Here is a 12,907-nt window from a genome sequence, read left to right as displayed (position 1 = left end):
TTATGTTATTCAAAATCCCTCTCGCTTGGCAGGTTTGACGACTGCGTCTGCGAGTAAGGTACTGTCTGTGGAATGTAATCTTCAGCAGCACCTGGCTTGCTATAATCATAAGGCCATCTGTACACTGTAGGGATCTCACCTGGCCAGTTGCCGTGACCTGGAAGAACCGGTGTCGTCCACTCCAGTGTGTTAGAGTGCCATGGGTTAGCAGAGGCTCTTCTACCACGGAAGATGCTGTAGACGAAGTTGAACAGGAAGATGAACTGCGCTGTGAATCCAAGGATTGCCGCAATACTGATGAAGGTGTTCAGGTCTGTGAAGATGTTGAACGTCTCGAAGCCTGTCCAGTTGTAGTACCTTCTTGGGAAACCTGCAATACCGATGTAGTGCATTGGCATGAACACCAAGTACACGGAGGTGAAGGTAAACCAGAAGTGCACGTAACCCAGCTTCTCGTCCATCATGCGGCCGAACATCTTCGGGAACCAGTGGTATACACCGGCAAACATACCGAAGAAAGCTGCGGCACCCATCACCAGGTGGAAGTGAGCCACCACGAAGTAAGTATCGTGCAGCTGGATATCCAGCGAGGAGTTACCCAGTATGATACCCGTAAGACCACCTGAAATAAACAGGGAAACGAAACCAACAGCGAACATCATGGCAGCCGTAAAGCGAATGTTGCCTCTCCACAAAGTTGCAATGTAGTTAAACACCTTCACAGCCGACGGCACGGCGATAATAAGCGTCAGGAACATGAACACCGAGCCCAGGAACGGGTTCATACCCGTTACGAACATGTGGTGCGCCCATACCACAAACGACAGCACCGAGATACCGATCAGCGAGCCGATCATGGCACGGTAGCCGAAGATCGGCTTGCGAGAGTTTGTAGCGATTACTTCGGACACGATACCGAAGGCCGGCATGATTACGATGTATACTTCAGGGTGGCCCAGGAACCAGAACAGGTGCTGGAACAGGATCGGGCTACCGCCTGTGTTGGTCAAAGCCTGACCGGCAATGTAAATATCAGACAGGAAGAAGCTCGTTCCGAAGCTACGGTCGAAGATCAGCAACAGTGCTGCTGAGAACAACACAGGGAACGCCAGCAAACCAAGAATCGCTGTTAACAGGAATGCCCAGATCGTCAGCGGAAGCTTCGTCATCGACATACCTTTTGTACGCAGGTTGATTACGGTAGAAATGTAGTTCACACCACCCAACAGCTGCGAAGCAATAAACAAGGCCATAGAGATCAGCCACATCGTCATACCATCACCTGACCCTTGAATAGCTTCAGGGAGAGCGCTCAGCGGCGGGTAAACTGTCCAGCCACCTGCGGCGGGTCCTGTTTCAATGAACAGAGACCAGAACATGATGATGCTTGCCAGGAAGAAGATCCAGAAGGAAAGCATGTTCATGAAGCCGGAAGCCATGTCGCGGGCTCCGATCTGCAGCGGGATAAGGAAGTTACTGAAGGTACCGCTCAAGCCAGCGGTCAGCACGAAGAACACCATGATGGTGCCGTGCATGGTCACCAGCGCCAGGTAAAACTCCGGGTTCAGCTTGCCGTTCTCGATCCAGCCCCCCAGGATTGGCTCCAGGAAGGTAAAGGTAGCCTCTGGCCAGCCGAGCTGCATGCGGAAGAGGATTGAAAGAAAGCCTCCCACAAAAGCCCAGAACACACCCATGAACAGGAACTGCTTAGCAATTACCTTATGGTCAAGGCTGAAGATGTACTTCTCAAAAAAATTCTGATCGTGATGATGATCATGCTCCTCATGAGCGTGATGTACATCCGGATTTATCGAAATATCTGTACTCGACATATTCATTAAGAATTTAAATGCTACAATTCAGTTTTTACTTCTTCGGCCTTCTCCTCTTGCTTTGCCTCAGCTACTAAAGCCTCAGAAGATTGACTCTGGAATTTAGCCAGTACCTGCGGGTTCTGCTCAGCAAACGGTGTTTGGCTGGCTACCCATGCTTCGTAATCTTCCGGCTCATCCACCACAATCACATAGCGCATGGCAAAGTGACCACGGCCACAAACCTCTGTACAGGCCAGCTCATACTTAAAGTCTGGATTGCCTGTCTCGTTTGCCATCTCATTCGTAGTCTTTGTAGGAACAAACCAGAATTTGGTTGGCATACCTGGCACTGCGTCCATCTTCAGACGGAAGTGCGGCATAAACACACTGTGAATTACGTCTCTCGATCTGATCTTCAGCAGCACAGGCTTGCCTTTAGGCACGTGAATCTGAAGCGGGTTGATCACGTCATCCAGTGAGTTAGGATCACTAAAGTCAACGCCTAACTCATTTGTGGCATCAATCAAGGTATGCTTGGCTACACCCAATTTGCCGTCGGCACCCGGGTAGCGCACCATCCAGTTAAACTGCTTTCCGACAATCTCAATTACTACGGCATCCGCCGGAGCCGCACTTGTAATTTTTGTCCAGGTCTGCCAGCCGCCGAATACTAGCAAGGCCATCACAACAGCAGGGATCATTGTCCAAACAATCTCCAGCTTGTTGTTATGCGGGTAGTAGTAGGCTCTCTTGCTGTCCTTGTGCTGGTACCGGTAAGAGTAGATAAACAGCAGGACCTGCGTAATCACAAACACAATACCGATGATGATCATGGTTGTCCAGAACAGGTTATCTGTCCACTCACCATGTACCGAACCCAGCGGCAGGTTCATCGTGTCCCAGGCATCTACAAACGACCAGGCAAAAGCAGCTCCGCCTACGAACAGGAAGAGCAACATCAGCGTACCGTTTACACGGTTACTGACTTTTGTAGTACCAGCTGCACGCTCCGATGAACCTCGGAAGATCGACGCGAGCGTTCCTATCCTGAAAAGCAGGAACAGGATTACCAGTAATAGAAGAATGGATAAACCAATGGCGATCGTAATCATTATATAACGCTTTTAGTACAGTCTCTAAACATGATGGTGAACACTCTCCTCCAGGAACGGGTGGTTTACTGGCACCAAAGATACTTTTGTAAGTCCTTTAGTGAAGGCTAGCAAGAATATACCCAAGAAAGTAAGTGCTGTACCGATTTCAATGAAACCAAAACCTGCATCCGTACGCAATGTTCCTGGCATCATCATCAGGTAGAAATCAAACCAGTGACCAATCAGGATGGCAATTGTAACGATCTTCAGCATGATCATCTGACGCTTCGCATCTCTTGTCATAAGAACAAGGAATGGGAACACAAAGTTTATGATCAGGTTAAAGAAGAAAATCCATGTAAACTGACCGTGATTTCCGCTCAGTCGCTCTATGAAGTAAATAGACTCTTCCGGAATGTTGGCATACCAGTAAAGCAAGAATTGCGAGAACCAGATATATGTCCAGAAGATGGAGAAAGCAAACACAAACTTTCCTAAGTCGTGCAGGTGGTTTGAGTTCACCATTTTCAGGTAGCCGTTCTGCTTCAGGATGATTACGGTAAGGGTGATGGCAGCAAGACCTGATACCCACCAGCTAGCAAATACATACCAGCCGAACATGGTCGAGAACCAGTGTGTATCAATTGAAAGCACCCAATCCCAGGCAGATGTGGAAGAAGTAATACCGAAGATTACCAGGAAAATAGCCGAGATGCGAATGCTCTTGTGGTAATAGCTAGTTCCACCGTTCAGGTCTTCGTTCAGGGATTCTTTTCTCAGCCAGAGTGAAAACCAGATCCAAAGGCCGAAGTAAATGGCCATACGGATTAGGAAGAAGGCTGTGTTCAGGTAGCCAGACTTACCGGCGATGATCGGGTCGTAACGCGGATCATTTACATCGTACAGGTACTCGTGCGTCCAGTGGAAGATGTCATGCCCACCGAGGAGGAAGGTCAGCAGCATAATTACACCTCCAATCGGGAGGAAGTAGTTTAGCGCCAACGGAATTCTTTTGATCAATACTGACCAACCGGCGTAGGCTACGTACTGTACTGCCACGAAGAACGTACCGATAAGGGCTATGCCCGTAAAGTATACGTTGTTTAGCCATAGGTTCACGAACAGGCGTTTTGTCCATGAAGCAGCCTCATGACCTGCGGCAGCGGCCTCACCATGGCCTTCTGCATGATGCTCTGCTCCCCCGCCTGCGGCCATTATAATGATGCCTGCTATAAGCAGCACTACACCTATAGCTATCATTAAGAAAAACTTGTTATTCGTTTTTCTGGAAATGATGAGTCTTTCTTCTGTCATTATCCCTTTATTTAATGCCTTTGTCTTAGTTATTAGGAGTTCCGGTTACAGGGTTTTCAGTTCCGGACTCGTTTGCTTCTTGTGCAGCTTCTTCCGTAGCATCGTCTGATACGGCAGTGCCAGTTTCGCCTTTCTGAAGTTGCTGTACATACATTACGATCTTCCAGCGCTCCTCCGGGCTTACCTGCGAACCGTGAGGCATCATACGACCTCTACCATAGGTGATTACGTGGTAAATGTGGCCACCAGGAAGCTCGGCTACACGGCCTGCAGTATAAGAAGGCACACCTTTGAACTTCTGTCCAACTAACCCTTGTCCGTCACCTTCGGCACCATGGCACGGTGAGCAGAAGCGTGTGTAGAGCACTTTGCCTTCTGCCAGGTGTTCTGCTGTGCGGGCCAATGGGTTCTTTAACTGAACTCCTGCTGCCTCAGCATTATTCTCGGTCAGGTGCATGGTATAGCCCAGCTTGCCACGGGCCACGGTGCCTTTTACAGGCTCACGCATGTTCATGCCAGCCGGGTTGAACTTGTTCTCCTTTATCTGAGAATAAGGTTCAAGCGGAATGGAGTGGTACATGTCCGGGGCATACTCCAGCCCTGGATCTTGATCGTTGCTACAGGAAATGAGGACTGCAGCAGAGAAAAGTATAGCGGAGGCTTTAAAGCCTGTTTGGATGAATCTTTTCATTATTTTACGACCTCCTTCTCATTAACTTCTATAGCACCGTTAGAGCGAAGCAGGTTGTTTAGGGCGTTCATGTCTGTTACTCCTTCCTTCACTTCTATTGCCATCACAAACTTGTCGTCTGTAGAGCGCTTGTCGAATACGTTGACACGCAGCGACGGCTTCAGCTTCGACACGATAAAGAACGTGATCACCATGCTGAAGGCGCTGAAGAGCACCGTTAACTCGAATGTTACTGGAATAAAGGATGGCAGGGCGATGTGCGGCTTACCACCAATGATCATCGGCCAATCAAAGCCCATCATCCAGATCTGCATCCACAGCGCGAACGACATACCGGCCAGGCCCCCGAAGAAGGCCACGATTGGCAGCCTTGAACGCTTGATACCTAACACATCGTCAATGCCGTGAACAGGATAAGGAGAAAAAACGTCATAAATCTTAGTTCCGGCAGCGCGGATATTCTCGATGGCTGTCAACAGCACATCTTCATCATCATAAATACCTAGAACAAACTTCTTATTCATTGCGATGTGTATTAGAGTTCAAATCCTTGTCAGTAGCGTGCATGGTAGCAGCTTTGCCATGGTGGTGCGTAACCTCTGAAGACGACTTCAGGATAGCTTTCACCTCGGCCATGTTCACTACCGGGAAAAACTTACAGAACAACAGGAACAGCGTGAAGAACAGGCCTATGGTTCCTACATATACTCCGATATCAATGATAGTCGGCGAGAACATGGCCCATGAAGATGGCAGGAAGTCTCTGTGCAGCGAGGTTACGATAATCACGAAACGCTCGAACCACATACCGATGTTCACGAAGATGGAGATGATGAAGGTGGCTGTGAGGCTTCTTCTGATCTTTCTGAACCAGAAGAGCTGTGGTGTGATCACGTTACACGTCATCATGGACCAGTATGCCCACCAATAAGGACCGAAGGCGCGGTTGATGAAGGCGTACTGCTCATACTCCACTCCTGAGTACCATGCGATGAAGAACTCCGTGGTATAGGCAATACCCACGATAGAGCCTGTCAGGATGATTACTTTGTTCATCGACTCCACGTGCTCCAGGGTGATGTAATCCTCCAGGAAGAACACTTTTCTGGTGATGATCATCAGGGTAAGTACCATCGCGAAGCCTGAGAAGATCGCACCTGCCACAAAGTATGGAGGGAAGATCGTGGTGTGCCATCCAGGAATTACAGACGTTGCAAAGTCCATGGATACGATTGTGTGTACTGAAAGTACCAGTGGGGTAGCAAGTCCAGCCAGGATCAGGGAAACCGTCTCATATCGAGACCAGGCTTTCGCAGAGCCTGTCCATCCGAACGACAGAACAGCGTAAGCTCTTCTGGCAATTGGACCAGTGGCGCGGTCTCTGATGGTAGCAAAGTCAGGAATCAGACCGATGTACCAGAACACCAGCGATACCGAGAAATAGGTTGAGATCGCGAATACGTCCCAAAGAAGCGGGGAGTTAAAGTTAACCCAAAGCGAGCCGAAGGTGTTTGGCAAAGGGAGTACCCAGTATGCCAGCCAAGGGCGGCCCATGTGCAGAACCGGGAACATCGCGGCACAGATAACGGCGAAGATAGTCATCGCCTCTGCTGCGCGGTTGATCGAAGTTCTCCACTTCTGACGGAAGAGCAGGAGGATGGCCGAGATCAGCGTACCGGCGTGGCCGATACCTACCCACCACACGAAGTTGGTGATATCCCATGCCCAACCTACTGTCTTGTTCAATCCCCACTCACCGATACCATACCAAAGGGTGCGGTATACGGAGTAGATAAATATAGCTAAGCCTACCAGTGCAACGGCAAGGGCGGCGGCCCAACGTGCGTTGGGCTTAGCCTCCACTTGTCTGCAGACATCATTGGTGATGTCGTGGTATGTTTTACCCCCCGTTACCAGAGGCTCTCTTATCGGAGATACATGCTGCATAAAGCTCTCAGTATTTAATGTTAAGCTAAGTTTCTAATTTTGGTCAGGTACGTCACGTTAGGCTGTGTGTTCAGCTCTTCCAGTACGTGGAAGGCGCGCTCACCCTGCTGACGTGCAAGAATCTTAGAGATACGGCTTTCAGGATCTTTCATATCACCGAAAATGATCGCTTCAGTAGGGCAAGACTGCGCACAAGCTGTCACAATATCACCGTCCTGTGGTCTTCTGTTCTCGCGCTTCGCCTCCAGTTTACCAAGCTGCACACGCTGAACGCAGAAAGAGCATTTCTCCATCACACCTCTGCCACGCACGGTTACGTCTGGGTTCAGCACCATTTTGCCCAAGTCGTTGTTCATTGGCTCATTGAAGCCGAACTTGTCGTTGTTGGCATAAGCGAACCAGTTGAAGCGGCGTACTTTGTAAGGGCAGTTGTTAGCGCAGTAACGTGTACCTACGCAGCGGTTGTACACCATCTGGTTGATACCTTCTGAGCTGTGCATGGTAGCAGCAACCGGACAAACAGTCTCGCATGGAGCGTGGTTACAGTGCTGGCAAAGCATTGGCTGGAAAATAACCGATGGGTTATCTGCCGGATGCTCCATCTCCGCATAATCCTTCTCCTCGTGCTCTTTTGCGCTGTAGTACCTGTCGATTCGCATCCAGTGCATTTCGCGGCGGTTCAGCACCTCTGCTTTACCAACTACCGGAATGTTGTTTTCGACGTTACAGCTCATGGTACAGGCTCCACAGCCAATACAAGAGTTCAGGTCGATTACCATACCCCAGTGGTGGTTCTTGTACTCGTAATCATCCCAAAGAGAGATAGTTGCCGGCTTGGCTGGTCCTTCGTGTGTGGCAATGCGCACATACTCCGTTACCTCTTTCGGGTTCTCTTTATACTTAGCTAGGGTATTCTGCTGCACCACAATACGGTCCATGATCGTATGGTGCGTCTGTGTTTGTGCAATTGGTGAGGTCGCATCTGTTTTTTCAAGCTTCACACCGCTAGTATACAATACCACGTTGTCGTTCACCGTTGCAATAGGGAAGGCGTTAGCACCCAAGCCTTTTGCAACCGGCATAGCTTCCAGATCGCGGCCGTATCCCATGGCAATAGCCACGGTACCGTTTGCCTGCCCTGGCTGGATCAGCGCCGGAAGCTCGATGCTTTCGTTGTTCGCGAATGTAACCTTCAGCACATTCCCCTGCACTACACCCATTTCTTCGGCCATCAGACGAGGCATGGCTACGTAGTTCCCCCAAGTGGCTTTCGACACCGGGTCAGGGAGCTCCTGAAGCCACGGGTTGTTCGCGTGCTCGCCAGCACCAATGCTTACCTTTTCATATAGCACTGCCTCAATTGCGGCTGGCTGTACTTTTCTTACCGCTGTAGAGGCCGCTGCTGCTGATGTGCTTACACGCAGCAAGCTTGTGCCATTTTCCAGCACACCGTCGTGCAAGGCTTTTTCCCATCCTCCTTCGAAGTCACCGCTTACTACTGATTTCCAGTTGTTACGCAGGTACTCATAGAAGTCTGTGTTCTGATCACTCCACACCAGCAGGCTGTCCTGCATCTGGCGTGTTGTAAAGATCGGGCTGATTACCGGCTGAGAAAGGCTCAGGAAGCCTCTCTTCGGCTCAAAGTCGTTCCAAGACTCCAGGTAGTGGTGGTCTGGGGTAACGAAATCAGCAAGCTTGGCCGTTTCCTCAACTCTGTCAGCAAAAGAAACCTTCAGGCCTACTTTTTTCAGGCCAGCGGCTACTCTTGGAGAAAGCGGGTGGCTGTATACTGGGTTAGCATTATAGAAGAACACCGCTCCTACAGTACCAGCATTCATCTCTTCAATCAGGCGAATCATGGCTGCATCATTCCCCTGCTTGGTGAAGTATGGTGCATCTGTGTTGATAGTCGCCCCTTCAGCACCAAGCGCCGAGTTGATGGCTCTCACCATCGCCTGTATGCCTGGATCGTTCGAACCTGAGACTACCAGAGCTCTGCCTCTGTTTGCCTGCAGGTCTTTCACAGCGGCCGCCATTATCTTGGCATCCACAGCAGAGCTAGAAGCTCCCTGCCCTGTGATTGCGTTATGCAGCGCCGTCACCACAGCAGCCTCTTCGGAAGGTTTGATCGGCACACGCACGTCAGCGTTAGAGCCAGTCAAAGACAGGGCTGTCTCGAACTGGTAGTGGCGCGACATGGCTGGGTTATCAGGATTCAGCTTTCTGTTCTGAATGTACTGCTTAGCGAAAGGTACCGGTGCAATCCAGGTTCCCAAGAAGTCAGCATTGATGCCTACAACAATGTTGGCCTTGCTGAAGTCATATCCTGGGATAACTCCACCGTTAGCCTGCAGCAGACCAGATGCAGAGTTGGCATCGTATGTCACGTGCTCGAAGTTGCCAAAGCGTGCCCCGAACTCGTCAATCAGTTTTTTAGTGGAAGGGCTTATGATCGTAGAAGAAACAAAAGCCACTTTGCCGTTCACTCCGGCAAGGCGAGCCTTGATTTGCTTGTCTACCTCTTCCCATTTCGCCTCTTTTCCAGCAATCAGCGGGTAACGCAGGCGGTTAGTATCATACAGGCCAAGCAGCGAGCCTTGCGCTCTAGGGCTTGTACCAAGTGGGGTAAGGCTAGAGCTTGGGTTTGGCTCAATTTTGATCGGTCGGCCTTCGCGCGTCTTTACCAGGATGCTGTTGTAGTCGCCGCTTTGGTAGTACGTAGAGGCATACCAGTTAGCGATACCTGGCTCCACGTCCACCGGCTTGTTCAGGTAAGGTATTGCCTTACGCACAGGTGCCTCGCAGGAAGCCAGCGACACAGCAGCCATGCTGAAGCCTAACAGCTTCAGGAAGTCACGGCGGTGTGTTTTACCGCTCGAAGCAGACTTCTCCCCTTCCGTTTCGTTTATCGGCAGGAATTCTGGAAACTCGTTATGAGCATGCTTTTCGAATTCAGGAGTGTTTTCAAGCTCCTCAATCCCTTTCCAGTATTTTATTCTGTCTTGCATATTATATCTAGAAAACTCGAATACTTAATTGAAATAGCAATTGATTAGTAGTGACACTTAGAGCACTCTGTACCACCGTTAGAAGACACTGTGAAGGCGCCTTTAGAAGAAGCCTCATGCAGCTCCACCAGCTTATCATAGTAGCCGTTGCCCTCTGTGTTCAATGGTGTTTCGCGGTGGCAGTCTATACACCAGCCCATAGTTAGTGGAGAATACTGGTAAACCACTTCCATTTCCTGGATCGGGCCGTGGCAGGTCTGGCACTCTACGCCAGCCACCTGCGTGTGCTGAGAGTGGTTGAAGTAAGCCAGGTCTGGCAGGTTGTGAATGCGCACCCACTGAATAGGCTCGTTGCGCTCGATGGCACGGTAAATCTTCTGTATCTCAGCAGACTCTGTTTTGATCTGGCTGTGGCAGTTCATACAGATGTTTGCCGAAGGAATGCTCGCGCTCTTGCTTTCGTAAACAGTTGTGTGGCAGTAGTTACAGTCGATCTGGTGCTCCCCAGCGTGCAGTTTGTGCGAGAAAGCGATTGGTTGCTTCGGCGCATATCCTTGCTGGATACCGATGCCCATCACCTTGTCTATCGTCAGGTCCAGCAGCACAACCACAAATATCAGCACCACCAGCGTGCGCACCGCGTTAGACTTGTATACCTTGGAGAAGTCGAAGCGCTGGTTCACCACCTCCTGATCATACTCGTTCAGTTGACGGTTTTTATTCAGGTAGTTTTTCAGCAGCGAGGTGATCAGCAACAAGGTCACTACCAGCACTATCAGCACGATGATCAGCACCACCAGCACGATATCCAGGTAGCCGCCTATGGCGCTCGCGGCCCCGATAGCCTCAGTACCCACGTTCTCGCCGGCAGTAGCGCCGGCAGGACCGGCGGCAGGAGCCGAAGCAACACCTTGCCCCGACTCGATGTAGGCAAGAATGGACTTCACCTCATCGTCAGAGAAGGCAAAAGAAGGCATCGCCTGCTTGTTGTACTCGTTGTAAACCGCTACGGCATCTGCATCCCCAGATTGGATTAGGGCCTGAGAGTTTTTGATCCAGCTGATCAGCCATGACTCGCTTCTTCTGTCAGTAACACCTTGTAAGCCTGGGCCCACAATAACGTCGTTGCCAGCAGAGTGACACACAGCACAGTTGTTCTTGAAAAGCGCCTCACCTGCCGAAAGCACAGCAGGATCCCCGGTAGACACTTCCGCACCTTCAGTGGCACCAGGGTCTACCCCTTTTTGGGCCACCTCAGCCTGCTCACTGGCTTGTGCAAATGCACCGAATGAAACCACCAGGGCTAACAGGAAGGTGTACAAAATTTTGGATTGAGTTTTAAGTATACAGCTAATCATAGCCAAGATCACTTGTGTTTAGTATATGATATGGTGAATTTACTTTACGGGCACAAATCTACTATGCGAATTCCATTAATCAAACAGAATAAGTTTATTATTTCCCCTCGGCTGCAGCCCCTCCTGCTTTGCCTCAGAATTCCTTCTGAAAACCTCTTTTAGCTACTGTTTGGGCCATTTTATTTATAACTGTTCTAAATAAGACCCCTCTTCCTTACCTCTTGTTTTGCATCAGAAATTTCATAATTTATATATACATGACACTAGTTTTTAACTGCATGAACTCCCTCATATTTCCTATATTTAAACCAGGCAAAATTGCATTATTTTATTTACCCTAAATCTTTAGTCCCTCTAAGCTCTCGATCTATTCTTATACCTATATATAAAGGAGTAACCATAGCCAGCCACCTCTCCCCTTGACCACCCGTTCTACTGGGTTTCACTTATTTATAGGGGCGGCTATTGCTATTTATAAATTTGCGCCTTACCTTTGCAGGCTAAAATTATAACCATAAATCGAACCGATGGAATTGAGAAATTACGAAACTGTCTTCATCCTGACTCCGTTGCTCAACGAGACTCAGATGCAGGAAACGGTCGAGAAGTTCAGAGAGGTGCTAAAGGAAAATGGCGCCGACATTATCCACGAAGAAAACTGGGGTCTTCGTAAATTAGCTTACCCTATCCAGAAGAAATCAACAGGTTTCTATCACCTGATCGAGTTCAAGGCGCCTACTAACGTAGTTGACGCACTGGAGCTGGTTTATCGCCGTGATGAAAAAGTAGTTCGTTTCTTGACAACTGCCCTTGATAAGCACGCTGTGGCTTACAACGAGCGCAGAAGAAACGGCGAGTTCAAATCACAAGCTAAAAAAGAGGAGGTTAAAGGATAATGAGCTTAGTTAACGAAAGAGTACACAAACAAGAGAACCGTCAGAAATACTGCCGTTTCAAGAAGAGCGGTATCAAGTATATCGACTATAAGGATGGCAACTTCCTGCTGAAGTTCGTGAACGAGCAAGGCAAGATCCTTCCTAGAAGACTGACAGGTACAAGCCTGAAGTTCCAGCGCAAAGTGTCGCAGGCGGTTGCCCGCGCAAGACACCTTGCCATTTTACCTTATGTAACGGATTCTTTAAAATAAGGAGGTCGAACGATGGAAGTAATACTTAAAGACGACGTTAAAGGCCTCGGCTACAAGAACGACATTGTTGACGTAAAGCCAGGTTATGGCCGTAACTACCTGATCCCTCAGGGGCTGGCGGTTATCGCTGACAAATCAAGCAAAAAAGTTGTGGCTGAGAATATCCGCCAGGCTGCGCACAAAGCTGAGAAGATCAAGAACGATGCACAGGAGTTGGCAAACAACATCGGCGACATCACGGTTGACCTTCCTGCAAAAGTAGGCGAGACTGGAAAGATCTTCGGCTCAGTAACTACGCTGCAGCTTTCTGAGGCCCTGAAGGCCAAAGGCTTTGATGTAGACCGTAAGCGTATCTCTTTTGACCAGGACGTGAAAACAGCCGGCGAGTATACTGCTACCCTGAACCTGCACAAAGAGGTGAAGCACCAGGTTAAATTCAACGTAGTGGCTGAATAAGCCCCGCAGAAAATAATCGAGGAAAGCGTCCTGCCCCACCGGCAGGACGCTTTTTTTATATCTTGCACGTAATAACTA

The 12,907-nt window shown here is 49.5% G+C and carries 11 protein-coding genes; 3 read left to right on the top strand and 8 right to left on the bottom strand.

The genetic code is table 11. The annotated features are described in order from the left end of the window. Window positions 1–5: 5 nt before the first annotated feature. From PXG97_RS13290 to PXG97_RS13255, 8 genes are read right to left on the bottom strand one after another with little or no spacing between them, the layout of a single operon-like run. Entirely contained in the window at window positions 6–1,832 is a 1,827-nt protein-coding gene (locus PXG97_RS13290; RefSeq protein WP_276498234.1) for a cytochrome c oxidase subunit I, read from the bottom strand. Window positions 1,833–1,852: 20 nt separating this feature from the next. Next, the gene (locus tag PXG97_RS13285) at window positions 1,853–2,926 is read right to left on the bottom strand and encodes a cytochrome c oxidase subunit II (protein ID WP_276498233.1); all 1,074 of its coding nucleotides are present in this window, start codon (window positions 2,924–2,926) and stop codon (window positions 1,853–1,855) included. Window positions 2,927–2,950: 24 nt separating this feature from the next. Beyond that, the gene (locus tag PXG97_RS13280) at window positions 2,951–4,222 is read right to left on the bottom strand and encodes a quinol:cytochrome C oxidoreductase (protein WP_276498232.1); all 1,272 of its coding nucleotides are present in this window, start codon (window positions 4,220–4,222) and stop codon (window positions 2,951–2,953) included. A gap of 25 nt (window positions 4,223–4,247) precedes the next feature. Next, entirely contained in the window at window positions 4,248–4,913 is a 666-nt protein-coding gene (locus tag PXG97_RS13275) for a c-type cytochrome (protein ID WP_276498231.1), read from the bottom strand. After that, on the bottom strand, window positions 4,913–5,437 hold the full coding sequence (locus PXG97_RS13270) for a DUF3341 domain-containing protein (protein ID WP_276498230.1): 525 nt from the start codon (window positions 5,435–5,437) through the stop codon (window positions 4,913–4,915). The genes PXG97_RS13275 and PXG97_RS13270 overlap by 1 nt, the downstream gene beginning before the upstream one ends. Next, window positions 5,430–6,860, bottom strand: coding sequence for an NrfD/PsrC family molybdoenzyme membrane anchor subunit (gene nrfD, locus PXG97_RS13265; RefSeq protein WP_276498229.1), 1,431 nt, complete (start codon window positions 6,858–6,860; stop codon window positions 5,430–5,432). Before nrfD ends, PXG97_RS13270 begins: the two co-directional genes overlap by 8 nt. A gap of 20 nt (window positions 6,861–6,880) precedes the next feature. After that, window positions 6,881–9,868 carry a TAT-variant-translocated molybdopterin oxidoreductase gene (locus tag PXG97_RS13260; RefSeq protein ID WP_276498228.1) on the bottom strand — a complete coding sequence of 996 codons (2,988 nt, stop codon included), beginning with the start codon at window positions 9,866–9,868 and terminating at the stop codon, window positions 6,881–6,883. A 44-nt stretch (window positions 9,869–9,912) separates the two neighbouring features. Further along, the gene (locus PXG97_RS13255) at window positions 9,913–11,193 is read right to left on the bottom strand and encodes a c-type cytochrome (RefSeq protein ID WP_420851787.1); all 1,281 of its coding nucleotides are present in this window, start codon (window positions 11,191–11,193) and stop codon (window positions 9,913–9,915) included. 560 nt (window positions 11,194–11,753) lie between these two features. Between PXG97_RS13255 and rpsF the strand changes: the two genes are divergently transcribed. The 3 genes from rpsF to rplI are packed head-to-tail and all read left to right on the top strand — an operon-like array spanning window position 11,754 to window position 12,829. After that, on the top strand, window positions 11,754–12,122 hold the full coding sequence (gene rpsF, locus PXG97_RS13250) for a 30S ribosomal protein S6 (RefSeq protein ID WP_276498226.1): 369 nt from the start codon (window positions 11,754–11,756) through the stop codon (window positions 12,120–12,122). Continuing rightward, on the top strand, window positions 12,122–12,373 hold the full coding sequence (rpsR, locus tag PXG97_RS13245) for a 30S ribosomal protein S18 (RefSeq protein ID WP_007652662.1): 252 nt from the start codon (window positions 12,122–12,124) through the stop codon (window positions 12,371–12,373). The genes rpsF and rpsR overlap by 1 nt, the downstream gene beginning before the upstream one ends. A gap of 12 nt (window positions 12,374–12,385) precedes the next feature. Continuing rightward, the gene (gene rplI, locus PXG97_RS13240) at window positions 12,386–12,829 is read left to right on the top strand and encodes a 50S ribosomal protein L9 (protein WP_276498225.1); all 444 of its coding nucleotides are present in this window, start codon (window positions 12,386–12,388) and stop codon (window positions 12,827–12,829) included. Window positions 12,830–12,907 lie beyond the last annotated feature (78 nt).

Source organism: Pontibacter litorisediminis (assembly GCF_029360645.1).
Lineage (GTDB): Bacteria > Bacteroidota > Bacteroidia > Cytophagales > Hymenobacteraceae > Pontibacter > Pontibacter litorisediminis.
This window is presented reverse-complemented; position numbering and strand designations above follow the sequence as displayed.